General features: G+C 66.3%; 17 protein-coding genes and 1 pseudogene. 11 read left to right on the forward strand and 7 right to left on the reverse strand.

Annotation, left to right across the window (positions count from 1 at the left end):
• Positions 1-191 precede the first annotated feature (191 nt).
• Entirely contained in the window at positions 192-1,211 is a 1,020-nt protein-coding gene (locus HWX00_RS19675; RefSeq protein WP_124669417.1) for a DNA-binding protein, read from the forward strand.
• Positions 1,212-1,328: 117 nt separating this feature from the next.
• Here the strand turns inward: HWX00_RS19675 and HWX00_RS19680 are convergent, their stop codons facing one another.
• Positions 1,329-2,900 (reverse strand): hypothetical protein, encoded by a 1,572-nt coding sequence (locus HWX00_RS19680; RefSeq protein WP_175027506.1) that lies wholly within the window; start codon positions 2,898-2,900, stop codon positions 1,329-1,331.
• A gap of 296 nt (positions 2,901-3,196) precedes the next feature.
• On the opposite strand from HWX00_RS19680, the gene HWX00_RS19685 reads away from it, so the two are divergent.
• From HWX00_RS19685 to HWX00_RS19720, 8 genes and pseudogenes are all read left to right on the forward strand, one after another.
• Positions 3,197-3,817 carry a TetR/AcrR family transcriptional regulator gene (locus HWX00_RS19685; protein ID WP_175027507.1) on the forward strand — a complete coding sequence of 207 codons (621 nt, stop codon included), beginning with the start codon at positions 3,197-3,199 and terminating at the stop codon, positions 3,815-3,817.
• Positions 3,818-4,039: 222 nt separating this feature from the next.
• Positions 4,040-5,098, forward strand: a complete 1,059-nt coding sequence (locus tag HWX00_RS19690) for an NADP-dependent oxidoreductase (RefSeq protein WP_059556529.1) — start codon at positions 4,040-4,042, stop codon at positions 5,096-5,098.
• A 93-nt stretch (positions 5,099-5,191) separates the two neighbouring features.
• Entirely contained in the window at positions 5,192-5,491 is a 300-nt protein-coding gene (locus tag HWX00_RS19695; RefSeq protein WP_034191386.1) for a putative quinol monooxygenase, read from the forward strand.
• Positions 5,492-5,625: 134 nt separating this feature from the next.
• On the forward strand, positions 5,626-6,081 hold the full coding sequence (locus HWX00_RS19700) for a (2Fe-2S)-binding protein (protein ID WP_021162722.1): 456 nt from the start codon (positions 5,626-5,628) through the stop codon (positions 6,079-6,081).
• Between the two features lies 1 nt (position 6,082).
• Entirely contained in the window at positions 6,083-8,302 is a 2,220-nt protein-coding gene (locus HWX00_RS19705) for a xanthine dehydrogenase family protein molybdopterin-binding subunit (RefSeq protein WP_124609847.1), read from the forward strand.
• Between the two features lie 14 nt (positions 8,303-8,316).
• Complete coding sequence (locus HWX00_RS19710; protein WP_175027508.1) at positions 8,317-9,615, forward strand: c-type cytochrome; 1,299 nt, start codon at positions 8,317-8,319, stop codon at positions 9,613-9,615.
• Positions 9,616-9,765: 150 nt separating this feature from the next.
• Positions 9,766-11,211 carry an NAD-dependent succinate-semialdehyde dehydrogenase gene (locus HWX00_RS19715; protein WP_034191383.1) on the forward strand — a complete coding sequence of 482 codons (1,446 nt, stop codon included), beginning with the start codon at positions 9,766-9,768 and terminating at the stop codon, positions 11,209-11,211.
• Between the two features lie 316 nt (positions 11,212-11,527).
• A pseudogene (locus tag HWX00_RS19720) lies at positions 11,528-11,992 on the forward strand (helix-turn-helix domain-containing protein); the annotation flags it as partial.
• A 160-nt stretch (positions 11,993-12,152) separates the two neighbouring features.
• Here the strand turns inward: HWX00_RS19720 and HWX00_RS19725 are convergent.
• Positions 12,153-13,022 (reverse strand): LysR family transcriptional regulator, encoded by an 870-nt coding sequence (locus HWX00_RS19725; RefSeq protein WP_034191382.1) that lies wholly within the window; start codon positions 13,020-13,022, stop codon positions 12,153-12,155.
• Between the two features lie 138 nt (positions 13,023-13,160).
• Here HWX00_RS19725 and HWX00_RS19730 point away from each other — a divergent pair, with 138 nt between their 5' ends.
• On the forward strand, positions 13,161-13,907 hold the full coding sequence (locus tag HWX00_RS19730; protein ID WP_175027509.1) for a glucose 1-dehydrogenase: 747 nt from the start codon (positions 13,161-13,163) through the stop codon (positions 13,905-13,907).
• Between the two features lie 142 nt (positions 13,908-14,049).
• The gene (locus HWX00_RS19735) at positions 14,050-14,880 is read left to right on the forward strand and encodes an oxidoreductase (protein WP_049031687.1); all 831 of its coding nucleotides are present in this window, start codon (positions 14,050-14,052) and stop codon (positions 14,878-14,880) included.
• A 124-nt stretch (positions 14,881-15,004) separates the two neighbouring features.
• On the opposite strand, the gene HWX00_RS19740 is transcribed toward HWX00_RS19735, so the two are convergent.
• The 5 genes from HWX00_RS19740 to HWX00_RS19760 all read right to left on the reverse strand — a co-directional run bounded on the left by HWX00_RS19740 (position 15,005) and on the right by HWX00_RS19760 (position 18,302).
• Positions 15,005-15,619 (reverse strand): hypothetical protein, encoded by a 615-nt coding sequence (locus HWX00_RS19740; protein WP_034191379.1) that lies wholly within the window; start codon positions 15,617-15,619, stop codon positions 15,005-15,007.
• A 63-nt stretch (positions 15,620-15,682) separates the two neighbouring features.
• Positions 15,683-16,474 carry a molybdopterin-dependent oxidoreductase gene (locus tag HWX00_RS19745; protein WP_034191378.1) on the reverse strand — a complete coding sequence of 264 codons (792 nt, stop codon included), beginning with the start codon at positions 16,472-16,474 and terminating at the stop codon, positions 15,683-15,685.
• 2 nt (positions 16,475-16,476) lie between these two features.
• Entirely contained in the window at positions 16,477-17,070 is a 594-nt protein-coding gene (locus HWX00_RS19750) for a cytochrome b/b6 domain-containing protein (RefSeq protein WP_226193991.1), read from the reverse strand.
• 187 nt (positions 17,071-17,257) lie between these two features.
• Positions 17,258-17,452, reverse strand: coding sequence for a hypothetical protein (locus tag HWX00_RS19755; RefSeq protein ID WP_175027510.1), 195 nt, complete (start codon positions 17,450-17,452; stop codon positions 17,258-17,260).
• Between the two features lie 304 nt (positions 17,453-17,756).
• Positions 17,757-18,302 (reverse strand): thioesterase family protein, encoded by a 546-nt coding sequence (locus HWX00_RS19760; protein WP_059556536.1) that lies wholly within the window; start codon positions 18,300-18,302, stop codon positions 17,757-17,759.
• Positions 18,303-18,436 lie beyond the last annotated feature (134 nt).

The raw sequence follows: 18,436 nt of genomic DNA on the forward strand, positions 1-18,436 counted from the left end.
AGCAGCGTGTTTGCCATGCAGCCTGGGCAAGGCGAAAGCGGGGCAGTCGATCATGTGCCGCGATATCGAACAGGAGAGCGACGCCAATTGAATTCAACATTATAGAAATAATGTCAAATTAAAGTCCGTAATTGATTGGATATTTAACGGTTTACGTTATATTTTTTACAAAATTCCCGACGAACACCGCCATGTCCGACCTCGCTGCCGACGAACCACGCCTGACCGCCGAAATCGAGCGCCTCAAGGCCGACTTCCCGAAAACCCGCGAGCTCTACCGCGAAGCCTGCGCGCTGCTGTTCTTCCGCTTCGGCATCACGCCTACGGCAAACCGCCTGTATCAGCTCGTCCGCAAGGGCAGCATGAGCACGCCGACGGCCGTCCTCGGCGAGTTCTGGGCCGAGCTGCGGGAGAAGAGCCGCGTGCGCATCGAGCATCCCGATTTGCCGGCCGATCTGCAGGCGGCAGCCGGCGAGCTGGTCGCCGCACTCTGGAGCCGGTCGAGCACCGATGCCGCTGCCGCGCTCGATGCGCTGCGCGCGGAAGTCGAAGCAGAGCGCGCCGCGGCGAAAGCGGAGGTCACGACGCGGCAGGCCGAGCTGGCCCGCACCGAAACCGCGCTGGAGCAACGCACGGCTGCGTTGCTGGCTGCGCAGGTACGCATTCAGGAACTGGAGCAGGCGAGGGCGGCCGACGAAGCCTCGCGGCAAGCGCTGCAAGCGGATATCGAACGCCTGAAGGCCGACAACACGGAAGCCGACCGCGCACTCGCGCAGGCACGTGCGGATTTCACGACCCAGCTCGACCGGTTGCGCGACGACGCGGGCCGCGCCGAGGAACGCCTGCGCGCGTCGGAAAAACGGGCGCTTCAGGAGATCGATCGCGAGCGGCTCGCGGCCGCGCGATTGCAAAAGGAACTCGACGCGACCGCATCGCGCATGGAGCAACGCGATGCGCGGCACCGAAAGGACATCGCCGACCTGCAGACGCAACTCGGCGACGCGCTGCATCGTTGCGGCGTGCTTCAGGGGCAACTCGACGGCGCGCAGGCGACCGATGCGGCACGCGTCAAGGAACTGGATACGTTGCGGCGCGAGATGGCGGTACTCGCCCGCCGGGCGCCGCTGCGCGGCGTCAAGACGGCACCTGCCGCGCAGCGGGAAGAGCGGAAGGCCCGCACGAGAAAGCGCACCGGCGAAGCGGCGGGTTGACCGCCTATCCGCAAGCATGTGCCGACCGATGTCGACGCACGCCTCGAGCGCCGGCCGGCAGCCGCCCCGACGCAACGCAACGCATTCGAACGCGAAACAGCTCGCTCCCGACTCCGCTCAACTCGTCACATACCGAGACGGCAACGGCGGCGCATCGGCAGGAATCGTCACGAGCGACGTATTCAGCCAGCCCTGCGGCGTACCGTTCGACTGCGCATAGGCGCCGACGTACGGCATCATCCGCGTCGTCTGGTAGACCTGCGGCGTCCAGCCGGCCGGCGCGAGGAAGATCGACGTCGCGCGCTTCTCGCTGTACGCGGACGCGCCGTACGTCGAGATGTTCCACAGCGTCTGCTGATACGTCGCGTAGTCGGCGTTGTGACGCGAGCCGCCGGCCTGCCATCCTTCGAGCTGGATGAACGTGTTGTACGTACCGGCACCCGCGAGCAGGTTGTTCACGGTGCGCCCGTACAGGAACGACAGGATCAGCCCGCAGTTCACCGGCGCGAAATCGTTGCCGACGCTCAGGTAGTAACGGCCCGTCGTGTTCACGACCGACGCATAGTGCGAATTGCCGATATCCGTCGACGTCGTCAGCCCGCTCGCGCCCATGAAGCTGTCGAACGCCTGCATCGTGACGCCCGCCGGCAGATCGCTCGTCGCACTGATCGCGACGAGGTGCGAACCGGCCGCCAGCAGTGTCAGGAACGCGGACAACGTCGCCGCGACCCAGTTGCCCTGCGCGTCGACGAACGGAAACGCGCGATAGCCCGTCAGCGAGAAAACCGCCGGATCCGTGCCGGCCTGCCACGCGATCTGCGGCACCCACATCGTCAGCGGGCCGGCGTTCGATGCGCTCGACACGTACTGCTTCAGCGCATCGACGAGCTGTGCATCGGCGCCGGGCAGCACGGTGTACGACGCGCCTTTCTGCCAGCGCTGCACCCATTGCGCGACGAAGCCCGCGAGCTGGCCGCCGGTGAAGTCGGCAGGCGGCACATAGCCGAGCGGCCCGGTGCCCTGGTACGCAGACTGGATGGCCGCGGCTGTGCGCACGCTGCTGCCGAACATGCTGTTCGCGAAATCCTGGCAGTTGTTGGACGGCGGCGTCGCGAGTTGCGCGAGCGGGACGACCCATGCGCCGTTCGCGGTCGCGACGCCCCGATACAAGGTGAGATTCGCGACCGAGTCGTGGCCGGGAAACGTCGCGGCGTCGGCGCCCGACACGTAGCCGGCCGACGGCGTGACGCCTACGGTGGTCGGCTGCGAGCCGAACGGATGCGTATAAGCAATCGCGAACGACGCGTCGCCGCCGGCGAGGCTGAACGACCCCGTGCAATCGCCCCAGCTGTTCGATGCGCGGGCGGCCGTCGATTGCCCGGTTGCGACCAACGCTTGCGATGCCTGCGGCGCCGAGCCGCTCTGGCTCGCCGCATTGCCGAACGCGAGCGACGTCGACGGGATCGCATTGGTGACGTTGATCGTGATCGAGCGGTCGGCGATGCCGTAGCTGCGCGCGGCCGGATTCGCGCCGCCGGTCGCGGCCAACGACGACGCGGATGTCGTGTTGCCGTCGCCGCCGCAAGCGGCCAGCGTGCCGACGAGCGGCGACAGGGTCAGCGCGGCGCCGCGCTGGATGAAGCGCCGGCGGTTCGGCGCGGGCGGGCGAGCGGGTTTCGAGGCGGTCATGGGGCGTTCCTGGTCACGGGTTCGAGAGGAGGCAACGACGGTCCGGCGCATTGCACACGTGTGCAATGCCGGCTGCTGTTGGGCCACCGCCGGCACTTGCGCCGCGCGTATTTAAGCGGGAGATCGATGAAACGCCTGCGACGAAACCGAGTCGCCCGTGTGACGCCGCGCACGCCGTGGCGGGGGGGAACGCCGCCGGGCATTGGGCGCGCGCCGGGGATCGGGTAAAGTGCCGCTCAACATGCCGGTTCGACGTCGCTAGACGACCGGTCTAATCGTTGCTACCATACGCCATCATGAATGCATCTTCAGGCGCGGAAGTTCGCCAGCACATCCTGAATATCGCGAAGCCGATCATGCTCCACAAGGGGTTTTCGGCGGTCGGTCTGAACGAGATTCTCGCTGCGGCGGGCATCCCGAAGGGCTCGTTCTACCATTACTTCGGCTCGAAAGAGGCATTCGGCGAAGCGCTGCTCGAATCGTATTTCGAAGGCTATCTCGCGCATCTCGACAACCTGCTCAAGCAGCAGGCCGGCACCGGCGCCGAGCGCCTGATGACGTACTGGGGCAACTGGCTGCACACGCGGTGCGCGGACGATCCGGAAGGCAAGTGCCTTGCGGTGAAACTCGGCGCGGAAGTGTCGGACCTGTCGGAGGCGATGCGTGCGGTGCTGCGACGCGGCACGAGCCAGATCATCGAACGGCTCGCGGGCGGCATCGAGGCCGGGCTGGCCGACGGCTCGCTGCGCGCGGTCGACGATCCGGCGTACACGGCCGCGATCCTGTACGAGCTGTGGCTGGGCGCGACGCTGCTGGAAAAGATTCACCGCAACCGCCAGCCGCTCGAAAGAGCGATGGTCGAAACGCGGCGCATGCTGAACCTGCCGCCGGCCGCGCAGGGCGGTGCGCCGTCGTAAGCCGGGCGCGCTTCCGCGCGCCTTGTTTTTGCCCTGATTCTAGACGACTGGTCTACTCAAATCCGCATGACGAATGCTTCACGCCGCGTTACGCTGTCCCGATTGTCCCAACCGCCCGTGTGCGCCCACGCCGGCGTGAACGCCGGCGCGCATCTTCTGCTGATCCACCCCTGATCCGATCGTGCTCACGAAGCACCTTCATTCCTGTCGACGGAGGCCCACATGCCGCAAAGCAAGACCACAAACCGCCAGATCATCCTGAATTCGCGCCCGGTCGGCGCCCCGACACCGGACAACTTCCGCGCCGAAACCGGCGACGTGCCGACGCCGGGCGCCGGCCAGGTGCTGCTGCGCACGATCTGGTTGTCGCTCGATCCGTACATGCGCGGCCGGATGAACGACACGCCGTCCTACGCGCCGCCTGCCGAGCTCGGCCAGCCGATGGTCGGCGGCACGGTCAGCCAAGTCGTAACGTCGAACCTGCCTGCCTTCCGCGAAGGCGATCTCGTCGTCGCCGGAGCCGGCTGGCAGGACTACGCGCTGTCGGACGGACGCGACCTGATCCCGCTCGGCCGCGATTTCGCGCATCCGTCGTTTGCCCTCGGCGTGCTCGGCATGCCGGGCTTCACCGCGTACACGGGGTTGCTGAAGATCGGCGAGCCGAAAGCCGGCGAGACGGTGGTCGTCGCGGCAGCGAGCGGCGCGGTCGGCGCAGTGGTCGGCCAGATCGCGAAGCTGAAGGGCTGCCGCGTGGTCGGCGTCGCGGGCGGCGCCGACAAGTGCGCGTACGTGACCGGCACGCTCGGCTTCGACGCATGCGTCGACCATCGCGATCCGGCATTCGCCGCGAAGCTGAAGGACGCGTGCCCGAACGGCATCGACGTCTATTTCGAGAACGTGGGCGGCGCGGTGTTCGACGCGGTCTGGCCGCTGCTGAACGACCATGCGCGCGTGCCCGTCTGCGGGATCATTGCGCATTACAACGACACGGCATACGACGACAAGGCCGTGTCGACCGGCCGCGATCGCGTGCCGGCGCTGATGGGCACGATCCTGCGCAAGCGCATCCGGATGCAGGGTTTCATCATCCTCGATCACTATGCGACCGGCTATGCGCCATTCCTGAAGGACATGAGCGAGTGGGTCGCGCAGGGCAAGGTGAAGACGCGCGAGGACGTCGTTCCCGAGCTTGCCGACGCACCGGAAGCCCTGATCGGCTTGCTTGCCGGCAAGAATTTCGGCAAGGTCGTCGTGCGCGTCGGCCCGGACGAACTGGCTTGATCTCGCGGTACGACCACCCGCATGCGTTGCACGCTGGCGTCGCGCGCCGCCAGCTTGTGGCATGCTCGATTCCGTTTCCAAAGGAGTGACGACATGGCGCTTCACGTAATCGCTTCGCTGTTCGTGAAACCCGAACATGCGCAGGCCGCCGAGGCCGAACTGCGCAGCATGGTCGCGAAGACGCGTACCGAACCGGGCAACCGGCGCTACGACCTGTTCCGCGAACAGGACGGCTCGCCGAACCTGCACCTGTACGAGATCTACGACGACCAGGCCGCGTTCGACGCGCACCTCGCGAGCCCGTATTTCGGCGAATTCCGTGTGAAGTCGGCCGACTGGTTCACGGCGCCGCCGGTCATCAAGGTGCTGTCGGGCATCGACGTGGCCGAGTAACGATGCAGTACCCCCACGCGGCTCGCCCCCATCAGGGCCGCGCGGCATCCGTTGCGCACCACGCAGCGGACATGAAGAAAACACGGCGCAACGTCGTTCGCGCCGCTTCCCCAATACACCGGCCCGGAGGCTGAATGGTCACCCTCAACATCAACGGCGAAACCCGCACGGTCGACGCCCCCGACGACATGCCCTTGCTCTGGGTACTGCGCGACGTCGTCGGTCTGACCGGCACCAAGTTCGGCTGCGGAATCGCGCAATGCGGCGCGTGCACCGTGCATCTCGACGGCGTCGCCGCGCGTTCGTGCGTCCTGCCGGTCGCGGCCGTCGCGGGCCGCAAGATCACGACGATCGAAGCCGTCGGCGCGACGCCGGCCGGCCACAAGGTCCAGCAGGCATGGCGCGAGCTCGACGTCGTCCAGTGCGGCTACTGCCAGTCGGGGCAGGTGATGGCGGCCACCGCGCTGATCGCGTCGAACCCCAACCCGAGCGACGCCGACATCGACGCGGCGATGGCCGGCAATATCTGCCGCTGCGGCACGTACAACCGGATTCGCGCGGCCGTGAAGCAAGCCGCGAAGGAGGCCTGACATGTCGCGAGGATTGATCGAAGCAGGTCGGGCCGGCGCGGGCGTGTCGCGCCGTTCGTTCCTCAAACTCGGCATGTCGCTTGGCGCGGCGGCCGGCGGCGGATTGCTGCTCGGCTTCAGCCTGCCGGCGGCGGGCGACGATGCGCGGCGCTCGGTGATCGGCGGTGACGCGGCCGAACCGGCGCAGCCCGGCGTGTTCGCGCCGAACGCGTTCGTGCAGATCGACCGTGCCGGCAAGGTCACGCTGGTGATGCCGAAAGTCGAGATGGGGCAGGGTGTCTATACGGCGCTGCCGATGCTGATCGCCGAGGAGCTCGAAGTGCCGCTGTCGAACGTGACGCTCGACCACGCGCCGCCGAACGAGAAACTGTTCATGGATCCGCTGCTCGGCGGCCAGCTCACCGGCGGCTCGACGTCGGTGCGCTACGCGTGGGAACCGATGCGCCGCGCGGGCGCCACCGCGCGTACGCTGCTGGTCTCGGCGGCCGCGAAACAATGGAACGTCGATCCGGCCACCTGCCGCGCGGCGAACGGCGAAGTACAGCATCCGCCCAGCGGCCGGCGCGCATCGTACGGCCAGTTGGCCGACGCCGCGGCGAAACTGCCGGTGCCGAAGGACGTCGTCCTGAAGAAGCCCGAGGATTTCAAGCTGATCGGCACGCCCGCGAAGCGCCTCGACTCGCCGGAGAAGGTCGACGGCACCGCGCAGTTCGGGCTCGACGTGCGCCTGCCGGGCATGCTGTACGCGGTGATCGTGAACAGCCCGGTATTCGGCGGCACGGTCGCGAGCGTCGACGATACGGCCGCGAAAAAGATTCCCGGCGTGCGCCAGGTCGTGCGCGTCGACAACGCGGTCGCGGTGGTCGGCGATCACACGTGGGCCGCGAAGCGCGGCGCATCGGCACTCGTCGTGAAGTGGAACGAGGGCGCGGGCGCGAAGGTGTCGACCAAGGATCTGTTCGCGGATCTCGCGCAGGCGGCGGCGAACGGCAAGGGCGCGGTCGCACGCAAGGAAGGGGACGTCGGCAAGGCATTCGCGAACGCGAAGACGCGCGTCGACGCCGTCTACGAACAGCCGTTGCTCGCGCACGCGACGATGGAGCCGGTGAACTGCACGGTGCATGTGCGCGGCGACGGCTGCGAGATCTGGGTCGGCACGCAGGTGCCGACGCGCGCGGTTGACACCGCGCAGCAACTCACGGGCCTGTCGCCCGACAAGATCGTCGTGCACAACCATCTGCTCGGCGGCGGCTTCGGGCGTCGGCTCGAGACCGACATGATCGGCCAGGCCGTGAAGGTCGGCAAGCAGGTCAACGCGCCGGTGAAGGTGATCTGGACACGCGAGGAAGACGTTCAGCACGACATGTACCGGCCGTGCTACTACGACAAGATTTCGGCCGGCCTCGACGCGAACGGCAAGCCCGTCGCATGGCAGCACCGGATCGTCGGTTCGTCGATCATGGCACGCTTCGCGCCGCCCGCATTCCAGAACGGCGTCGATCCCGACGCGGTCGAGGTCGCGGCCGAACTTCCGTACGACCTGCCGAACCAGCTCGTCGACTACGTGCGCCAGGAGCCGCGCCACGTGCCGACCGCGTTCTGGCGCGGCGTCGGGCCGACCCGGGGCACGTTCGTCGTCGAGAGCTTCATCGACGAACTCGCCGCGCAGACCAAGACCGACCCCGTGCAATATCGCCGCGCGCTGCTCGACAAGACGCCGCGCGCACGCAACGTGCTCGACGTCGCGACGAAGGCGGCCGGCTGGGGCGCGTCGTTGCCGAAGGGGCAGGGGCGGGGCGTGTCGGTGATGCACGCGTTCGGCAGCTTCTTCTCGATCGTCATCGACGTCGCGGTGGACGGCGGCGAGGTGCAGGTCAAGCGCGCCGTGTGCGCGGTCGATTGCGGGATGGTCGTCAATCCGAACACGATCGAGGCGCAGGTGCAGGGCGGCATCATCTTCGGGATCACGGGCGCGCTGTACGGCGAGATCACGATCGAGGACGGCCGCGTGATGCAGAGCAACTTTACCGACTACCGGATGATGCGGATCAACGAGACGCCGCCGATCGAGGTCCATCTGGTCAAGAGCGGCGAAGCGCCGGGCGGGATCGGCGAGCCGGGCACGGCGGCGACGGCGGCGGCGCTGTCGAACGCGATCTTCGCGGCGACCGGCACGCGGCTGCGCAAGCTGCCGGTCGGCAACCAGCTGAAGACGGCTTGAGGGAGGGGACGACCATGCGAAACCTCACCCTGAACACGCTCAGCGCATCGCTGCTTGCATTGTCCGTGCTGCTGGCCGGCACGATCGCGCATGCCGCGGAAACGGCACCGACCGACAGCGCGCTCGTCGCGCGCGGCGCCTATCTCGCGAAAGCCGGCGACTGCGTTGCGTGCCACACCGCGCCGCGCGGTACGCCGTTCGCGGGCGGCCTGAAGATGGTCACGCCGATGGGCGCGATCTACACGACCAACATCACGCCCGATCCGGAGACGGGCATCGGCGGCTATACGGAAGCCGAGTTCGCGGGCGCGCTGCGCAAGGGCGTCGCGAAGGACGGCCACAACCTGTATCCGGCGATGCCGTATCCGTCGTACGCGAAGCTGAAGGACGACGACGTGAAGGCGCTGTATGCGTACTTCATGCACGGCGTCGAGCCGGTCAAGCAGGCGAACCGGCCGTCCGACATTCCCTGGCCGCTCAACATGCGCTGGCCGCTCGCGCTGTGGAACATGGTGTTCCTCGACTCGACGCCTTATGCCGACAAGCCGGACAAGGACGCGATGTGGAACCGCGGCGCCTATCTCGTGCAGGGGCTCGGGCACTGCGGGTCGTGCCACACGCCGCGCGGTGTCGGCTTCCAGGAGAAGGCACTCGACGAACGCGGCTCGGCGTTCCTGTCGGGTGCGTCGATCGACAACTGGTTCGCGTCGAACCTGACCGGCGAGCACAATACGGGGCTCGGCCGCTGGAACGAGGCCGAGGTCGCGCAGTTCCTGAAGACCGGCGCGAACCGTCACGCGACCGCGTTCGGCTCGATGGTGAGCGTGATCAACCACAGCACGCAGGCGTTGACGGACGACGACCTGGCCGCGATGTCGCGCTACCTGAAATCGCTGCCGGCCGCAGGCGGCACCGGTGCGCCGCCGTACAGCTACGATCCGAAGGCGACGCAGGTGGCGCTGGGCCGGCCGGCAGCCGATCCGGGCGCGAAGGTGTATAACGCTTACTGCCTGCATTGCCACGGTGCGGACGGGCGCGGTTACGCGCCGCTGCTCGCGCCGCTCGCCGGCAATCCGAACGTGCTCGAGGCCGATGCATCGTCGCTGATCAACGTGACGCTGAACGGCAGCGACACGCTCGTGATCGGCGGTGTGCCGTCCGCCTATCCGATGCCGGCGTTCTCGAACCAGCTGAACGACCAGCAGATCGCCGACGTGCTGACGTTCATGCGCGCCGGCTGGAACAACGGCGCGCCGGCCGTGCAGGCGGCGGACGTCGCGAAACTCCGCAAGGCGACGGCGGCCGCGCACTGAGCGCGGCGCGATGCGGGACGACGGCGGGCCGCGCCTGTCGTCGACACCGCCGGGTGCGTGCCTGCCCCGGCGGCCTGGCTCTTTCTGTCAACCGGCGCGCGGCTGTTCGCGGCAGCGCGCCTTCAATCGACGCAATGTAGGGGTGTCTGGATGGCTAACGTGACTTATACGGATACGCAACTGCTGATCGACGGCGAGTGGGTCGACGCCGCGAGCGGCAAGACGATCGACGTCGTGAACCCGGCGACCGGCAAGCCGATCGGCAAGGTGGCCCACGCGGGCATCGCCGATCTCGACCGTGCGCTCGCCGCCGCGCAGCGCGGTTTCGAAACGTGGCGCAAGGTGCCCGCGCACGAGCGCGCGGCGACGATGCGCAAGGCCGCCGCACTCGTGCGCGAACGCGCCGACGCGATCGCGCAGCTGATGACGCAGGAGCAGGGCAAGCCGCTCACCGAAGCACGCGTCGAAGTGCTGTCGGCCGCCGACATCATCGAATGGTTCGCGGACGAAGGCCGCCGTGTGTACGGCCGGATCGTGCCGCCGCGCAACCTCGGCGCGCAGCAGACGGTCGTGAAGGAACCGGTCGGCCCGGTTGCCGCATTCACGCCGTGGAATTTCCCGGTCAACCAGGTCGTGCGCAAGCTGAGCGCGGCGCTCGCGACCGGCTGTTCGTTCCTCGTGAAGGCGCCGGAAGAAACCCCGGCGTCGCCGGCCGCGCTGTTGCGCGCGTTCGTCGACGCCGGCGTGCCGGCCGGCGTGATCGGCCTCGTGTACGGCGATCCGGCCGAAATCTCGTCGTACCTGATTCCGCATCCGGTGATCCGCAAGGTCACGTTCACCGGTTCGACGCCGGTCGGCAAGCAGCTTGCCTCGCTGGCCGGCCTGCACATGAAGCGCGCGACGATGGAGCTGGGCGGCCACGCACCGGTGATCGTCGCGGAAGACGCCGACGTCGCGCTCGCGGTGAAGGCCGCCGGCGGTGCGAAGTTCCGCAACGCAGGGCAGGTCTGCATTTCGCCCACGCGCTTCCTCGTGCACAACAGCATCCGTGACGAATTCACGCGTGCGCTGGTCAAGCATGCGGAAGGGCTGAAGGTCGGCAACGGTCTCGAGGAAGGCACGACGCTCGGTGCGCTCGCGAACCCGCGCCGCCTCACCGCGATGGCGTCGGTCGTCGACAACGCACGCAAGGTCGGTGCGCGCATCGAAACCGGCGGCGAGCGGATCGGCTCGGAAGGCAACTTCTTCGCGCCGACCGTGATCGCGGACGTGCCGCTCGAAGCGGACGTGTTCAACAACGAGCCGTTCGGCCCGGTCGCGGCGATTCGCGGCTTCGACAAGCTCGAGGACGCGATCGCCGAAGCGAACCGTCTGCCGTTCGGGCTGGCCGGCTATGCGTTCACGCGTTCGTTCGCGAACGTGCATCTGCTCACGCAGCGCCTGGAAGTCGGGATGCTGTGGATCAACCAGCCGGCAACGCCGTGGCCGGAAATGCCGTTCGGCGGCGTGAAGGATTCGGGCTATGGGTCGGAAGGCGGGCCGGAAGCGCTCGAGCCGTACCTCGTCACGAAGTCGGTCACGGTTATGGCCGTCTGACGCGTGTCGCGTGTGCCCGCTACGGCGGGCATTTTTTCAGGTTTCGCGTGTCACCGGGCGCATGCCATGCACGGCATGCGCCCGGTAATTCCTTGAGCGCTTTGTCGGAAGGATTTATCACGATCGAAGATCGTCGGGACGTGCGGGAAAACGGGGTAGCCGTCATCCAATATTTGATTTTACATAACGTGAATTATCGACAGTTTGGATTGTAGTGGCTAGATTGAAATGTCCGCTTTTGGCTACATAGATGGAATGGTCGCCTCCCGCCTCAACGGGCCGTCCGGCCGCCGGGTGTCCGGCGCCGGAGGCTGCGATGGCTGCAACGGAGCGGATCACGATGACGATGCGCGAGCTGGACCGATTCAAGGTCATTCAGGACGTGGCGGATGGCAAGCTCAAGCCGTGGCGTGCAGCGGAACGGCTGGAACTGACGACCCGGCAGATTCGCCGGCTGGTCGCCCGACTTCGGGAACATGGCGCGGCGGGTTTGGTATCGGGACACCGATCGAAGCCCGGCAACCGTCGGCTGGACCCAGGAGCCGCCGACCGGGCGCTATCGGTCATCCGTGATCGCTACGCCGATTTCGGACCGACACTGGCTTGCGAGAAGCGCTGGGAATGTCACGGCATTCGGCTGGCCAAGGAGACGGTCCGGAAGCTGATGACGGAGGCTGGCTTGTGGATTCCGCGCCGGCAGCGGCCGCCGAAGGTTTATCAGCCGAGAGCGCGTCGGGCGTGTCTGGGTGAACTGAGCCACGCCGTTTCAGGCGGCAGACATGGATGCCGCAATTCTGCAGGTTACATCTCGAGCGGAATCGAACCAGCGGTCCGCCAAGGCCCGTGGATAAACGCAAGCGCCCTGCTGCTTCAGGCTCGGTGCTTCAACGCTGAATGACGCAAAGGCCGATGAAACATGCGACATCTGTATTGAGCTGGCGCTACGACATCTGAATCCGGGATTCGCTCAGCATCGTATCGGCGATATCGAGCATCGCGCGCAAGCGATCCATATGCCGAAGGTCATGGTGATAACCCACCCATATGTCTCTGGACGGTGGCGGCTCCGGCGTTTCGATGCGCAGCAGTGCCGATGTCGCGTCGCCCAGCGGCCGTGGCAGGACCGCCATGCCCATGCCTGCCCCACACATCCTGGCCTGAACGGCGCGGCTCGTGCTGGTGAAGACACGCCGCGACCGAGGGAACCTGTCGAGCAGCCAGGCGACATCGGGGAAGTGAGATTGCGCCGTGTTCATCACGATCAACCCCACCGAAGCAGGATCATGCCGCAACGCACGTACGGTTTCGGCCGTGCCGTAAAGACCGTACGGAACGCTCATCAGGCGGCGCTGAACGATGTCCGGTTCGGTGAAAGGAACGATCCGGAAGGCCAGGTCGGCCTCGCGGCGTGACAGGCTCAGCAATCGGTAACTCGCGATCACTTCCGGCACCACGGCCGGATGACGGCGCACCAGTTCCGCCAGAACCGGCGCGAGCACGTAGCCGGCGAACCACTCCGCGCACGATATACGCAAGATGCCTTCGAGGCGGTCTTGATTACCGGCCAGACGCCGTTCCATGGCCAGCGCCGCGTTTTCCATGGCTTCGGCCAGGCTCAGCACGGTATCCCCGGCGTCCGTGAGCACGAGCCCATCCGCGGTCCTGCGAAACAACGCCTGCCCGGCTTCATCCTCGAGTGCCTTGATCCGGCGGCCGATCGTCGGATGGCTCACGCCCAGGCTTCGGGCTGCCGCACCGAAAGATCCGCCCCGCTTGACCGCCAGAAAGACCCGGACATCACTCCATTCCATTGCGATGGATCGTCGTTCAAAAATGTACGCCAAATATACAAGAACGGCCATTCACAAACAATTGTGTGAGCCTCACGATGGTGACTTTCATCAACCGAACCGCCCCGCCGGGGGCCAACGTCTGCGGAGCGTGAAGTCATGGACAAGTTGAAGGGCAAGGTCGCGATCGTGACGGGAGCATCGAAAGGAATCGGCGCAGGCATCGCGCGCCAGCTGGCGGCCGACGGCGCACAGGTCGTCGTCAACTACGCATCGAGCGCGAGCAATGCCGAAAAGGTCGTCGCGGACATTCAGGCCGCCGGTGGGCAGGCATTGGCGGTGCGCGCCGACGTGACGAACGAGACGGAGGTCGAGGCGCTCGTCAACGTAGCCGTCGACCATTTCGGACGGTTGGATATCGTGGTGAACAACGCCGGCGTCTATCAGTTCGCCAGGATCGAGGAGACCACCGAGGCGCGCTACCGCGAGCAATTCGACATCAACGTTCTCGGCCCGCTGCTGGTCGTCGGGGCCGCGGCGCCGCATCTCGGCAAAGGCAGCAGCATCGTCAACATCGGTTCCAACGTGACGCGCGTCCTGCCGGCCGAAAGTGCCATCTACAGCGGCACGAAAGGCGCCATCGACGCCATCACCGGCGTGCTCTCGCGGGAGCTCGGCCCGCGCGGCATCCGGGTCAATGCCGTGAACCCCGGCCTGGTGGAAACGGAGGGCACCCATGCTGCCGCGGTGATCGGCTCGGACTTCGAAACATGGAACGCGGACCAGACACCGCTTGGCCGTATCGGCCAGGTGCGGGACATCGCGCCGATCGTTTCATTTCTCGCGTCGGACGACTCGGGGTGGATGACGGGCGAGATCGTCCTTGCGTCGGGCGGCATGCGCTGACGCGGCCTGCTCGCGGGCATGCACGCCGTGCGCAACAGACATGAGCGCTTCCACGAGAAACATGTCGGTTCCGCACCGGCGCGCATGTTGGCATGCCCCGTCGAGCGAATCGAAACACAGCATCAAGTGAAAGGAGAAACGCATGAACAAAACCTGGTTGATCACCGGCTGCTCCGGCGGCTTCGGCCTGCATCTCGCACGCATGGCGGCCGCGCGCGGCGACCACGTGGTGGCAACGGCGCGTGCGCCGGAAACGCTACGCGATCTCGCTCGGCATTACCCGGACACGCTGCGTGTTGCAGCGTTGGACGTGACGAAGCCGGAGACGATACAAGCGGCCATTGCCTTGACGGCCGAAACGTTCGGCAGGTTGGACGTGCTGGTCAATAACGCCGGGCATGGATTCATGGGGGCGATCGAAGAAGGCACCCCGGAGGAATACCGGCCGTTATTCGATGTGAACGTCTTCGGACTCGTCGAGACGACGCGTGCGGCATTGCCGCTGATGCGACGCACCGGCGGCGGCAGGATCGTAAACCTGTCGTCCGGTGCCGGTATCGCCGGTTCGGGTGGCCGCGGCTATTACAACGCGACGAAGTTTGCGGTCGAAGGCCTGTCGGAGGCACTCGCGCAGGAAGTCGAACCGATGGGCATTCGCGTGATCATCGTCGAGCCGGGTCCGTTTCGAACCGAATTCCTGGGGCGCTCGATCGCGGTCGCCAGGCAGCAGATCAGCGACTATGCGGCAACCGCCGGCTCCGCGCGCAGCTACCGCGACAGCAACGACGGACATCAGGCAGGCGATCCTGCCAAAGCCGCCGCGGTAATGATTCAGGCAATCGACTCGGACGATCCGCCCTTGCACCTGCCGATCGGGCCGAACGCTCATGCCATTGCGGAGCGCAAGCTGAAGGCGTTCCGCCAGGACATCGACGCGTGGCGTGCGCTGTCCATCGCAACCGACTTCGATTGATGGCGCCGGGCCGACGTGACGGTCGGCCCGAACACGGAATCGCGGACGCGTCGCCCGGTCCTCGCCCATCGGTTCGATCGGGTTGCACGCCGGCGAACGACGTGTCGCCCGCCGGGCGGCCGGCTTACATCGGAGGTGCGACGCCATCCTTCTCGACCACGATCTGGCGTCCGTCGTAGGCCCCGTCCTTGCCCGGCGTGGCCACGACGAAGATCTTCTTGCCCGTCGACAAATCGGCGCGCGTCGCTGGGACGAGCGTCACGACCGGTGCGTCGGGCGGCACCGTGATCGTGTTGCTGCCGCCCTTGTACGACAGCTTGAGATCGCGCCCGCTCGTGCCTTGAACGACCGTATCGACACTGGCGTTCGTCATCGTGCTGTTCGCGGCGAGATCCCATGCATAGTGGCCTTCACCCATGCCGCGCGCGGCTTCGGGGAACACGAGCACTTCCTTCGCGATCAACTTGCCGTTCTCGCCCGGCATGGCCGCCGCGCCGACATAGGAACCGGGTTTGATATCGGAAAGCTGAATCGCCTTCACCGCGTTCACGTTGGCCGACGGTGCGACATTGATGAGCACGGTCTCGCCGCTGCGGCGGTGTACCTTCAGGCTGCTGCCGGAAAACGAGACGATGTCGCCGCGAATGCGCTCGGGCTTGCTCGCAGCGGATTGCGCGAGCGCACTGCCGGCCAGCGTGGCCGCGACGACGGAAGCGACGAGTTTGAGTCGAATGGACATGAATGCTCCTTTGAAGAGGTTGCGATCGAGAATGTCACCGGCGCGATATCCAGGGCCAAGGGCTCAGGAACCGCCAAACCAGTTGTATCCCTGGTTTTCCCAATAACCGCCCGGGAATGCGTTGGTCACCGTGATGGCGACGATATGTTTGGGATTCTTGTATCCGAGCTTGGTCGGCATGCGCAGCTTCATCGGGAAGCCGTACTTCGCCGGCAAGACGCTGCCGTCATAGGTGAGCGTCAGCAGCGTTTGCGGATGGAGCGCAGTCGGCATGTCGATGCTCGTCCAGTAGTTGTCGGCGCAATGCAGCGCGACGTACTTCGCGGTGGTGTCGGCGCCGGCGCGCAACAGGAAGTCCGAAAATCGCACGCCGCCCCACTTCCCGATCGCGCTCCACCCTTCGATGCAGATATGCCGCGTGACTTGGCTTTCCTGCGGCAGCGCACGGAGTTCGTCGAGCGTCCACGCACGCTTGCCTTTGACCAGTCCGCCGACCTGGAGCCGATATCTCGCCGCATCCACGTCCGGCACCTGATCGATGTCGTAATACGCATTGAACGGGAAAGGCCGCGCGATCATCGACTCCGGATACGTCGGCGCAAGCTTGCGCGGATCGAACAGCAACGCCTGCACGTCGTCGTTGAACGACGACACGCGGCGCAGCATCGTGTTCACCGACTGGTCGTCGGTCAGCTCGCAGCCGGAAAGCAGCATCAGTCCGCCGAGCGTGAGGATTCGCTTGCCGAACAGGCGGCGTTGCGTCGACTGGAGTGCGTTGCGCGCATCCTTGACGATCGCATCCGCATCGAGCTGCGAGACGCGATCGGCGTGGGGGGAACGTTTTGGCTCATGCATGATCAGCGCCCTCGAATCATCGTCAGCAGTGAGCGCGGAACGAGCGCGACCATCACGATGTGAACGGCAAAAAAACCGACGATCACGCTCATGGCGACGAAATGAACGACGCGCGCGTTGTCGAATCCACCCATCAATGTCCGCAGGACCGGGAACTGCACCGGTTTCCAGATAGCGAGCCCCGACAGCACGAGCAGCCCGATATCGAGGAGCACGCCGAGATACGCGAACTTCTGCACGGCGTTGTACCGTGCCGGATCGTCATGACCCAGCTTTCCGCGCAGCGCGGCGGCGAGGTCGGAAAAGACCGCCCGCATGCCGAGCGGCAGCAGCTTCCTGCGCAACCGCCCGGTTGCAATGCCGAGCACGAGATAGACGAACAGGTTGCCGGCCAGGATCCACATCGCCGCGAAGTGCCACAGGAGCGCACCGCCCAGCCAGCCGCCAAGCGTGATGGAAGGCGGAAACGTAACCGTCCTGAAAATCGGCGATGCGTTGTAGACCTGCCAGCCGCTCAGGCACAGGGCGATGACTGCGGCGGCATTGAGCCAGTGGAAAAGACGAACCCACAGCGGATGAATCGTCGAGCGCTTCAAAGCGAACGTCCTCGTAACCTTGCGGATGGTGCGCGGGCCATGCCGTGGTGACATGGGCGTGACGAGAAGGATCGCAATTGCCGCGACGCGCCGGTATCGGTCGAACGACCGACCCCGGTCGGACTCCTGCCGAGCCGATGTACAGGCGGCCGGCCGGAACAACGGCGGCAGGCCGCCGAGGGACGCGTCAGCGAGGGCCGACCAGCCGCAGGTACGCTTCGACGTCGAGCACGCTCAGCCCCTCGCGCGCATTGAAGGTGGCGGATTTATCCCGCCACATGCCGTCACCGTGCCCGAAAGCGACCCGATAGCGCGCCATCACGTCGTCGGGGGTGGCGACCAGGTCGGCGTTCAGTGTGTCGAGACTCCATGCCGTCTTCACGAAGACGCGGCCGGTGACCCGCTCGACGGGCTTAGTCAGGCGGCGCCGACACCTGGGCGCCTGTGTTGACGCTCCGGGGTTCGCGAGCAGGACCCGGATGGTCAGCTTGCCCGCGTCTTTGGGGGGGGCGTGGCGGTCACCCTCGTGTCCCAGCTGCCGAGCGCATGCACCGCGCCGCAACCGAACTGCCCTGCCCCCGGGACGATCATGTCGTCGGCCACGCCGACCGCCATACTGCCGGCGCCGACGAAGGCCATGGCGACCGCTGACAGCATGTCCGCGCCCGGCTACGCATCGCGGTGCGTCAGGTTTGCAGGACCGATTCCGCACGCACCGTCATCCCGCCCTCGGCCCGGCTCCATTGCACGACCCATTCGGGCAGATCGGGCGATGGCTGGGTCACGCCGATCCGCGCCAGTAGTTCGTCGGTCGGCACGGTGCCGCCGCCGCGCTTCAGGAACCGCGTTCGCACGACGCCGAGCGCGACCTCGACCCCGCCACGCCTGAACCCCTGCTCCAGAAACACATGTTTTTCGTCCCAACCGATCACACGCGTCGTGACGTCGTAACGCTCCCACAAATGCAGCGATCGATGAAATCGTATCGTCTCGAGCGTGACGACGGGATACCACTTTTGCGCATTGACGCGCGGCCACACGCGCGAGCGCAGCAACAGATCGACCCGCCCCAGATCGAGAATGGCGAAGTAGCGGCCATTCGTCATGTGGCGCAGCACATCGAGGTCATTGGGCCACACGCGGAACGGCGTGACGCAGGTGTCGAGGACATGCAGTCGCCGACGTCGCCGGCTCAGCAGGAACGTAACGCACAAACGCAACAGTAGATTCATGAATGGTGGGGGTTGACGGTGCCGGGGCAGCGCGCGCGTCGCGGCATTCGTACCGAAGGGGAAGCCATCGAAGCGCCCCAGATTACGCGACGACCCATGCCACGCGTATCGGTCGAGTGACCGATACGGCTGGA

Origin of the sequence: Burkholderia seminalis DSM 23518 (genome assembly GCF_902832885.1) — a bacterium.
Lineage (GTDB): Bacteria > Pseudomonadota > Gammaproteobacteria > Burkholderiales > Burkholderiaceae > Burkholderia > Burkholderia seminalis.